At 66.1% G+C, this 233-nt stretch carries 1 protein-coding gene; it reads right to left on the bottom strand.

Annotation, left to right across the window (positions count from 1 at the left end):
- The coding region (locus AAEY83_RS18765) for a cupin domain-containing protein (RefSeq protein WP_351061732.1) at window positions 1-233 on the bottom strand (233 nt) is incomplete at both ends.

The raw sequence follows: 233 nt of genomic DNA, 5'->3' as shown, positions 1-233 counted from the left end.
CGCCGGTGTTCTGCACCGTATGCGCGTCACCGCCGCGCGGAAAGCCGATGAAATCGCCGGGCCCGATTTCGCTGGCGTGCTCGCCGATCGTCACCGCGCCGGTGCCGGACAGCACGTACACGAATTCCTCTTCGTACAGGTGGCGGTGATATTCGGCCGATTCGTGACCGGGCATCAGCGTGAGCAGGTGAACGCCGAATTGGGTCAGCCCGGTCAGGTCGCTGAGCGGGCGC

The sequence above is a fragment of the Psychrobacter sp. TB20-MNA-CIBAN-0197 genome, assembly GCF_040309765.1.
GTDB lineage: Bacteria > Pseudomonadota > Gammaproteobacteria > Pseudomonadales > Moraxellaceae > Psychrobacter > Psychrobacter submarinus.
The sequence above is the reverse complement of the archived record's forward strand: the minus strand, read 5'-3'. Positions and strand labels throughout refer to the sequence as shown.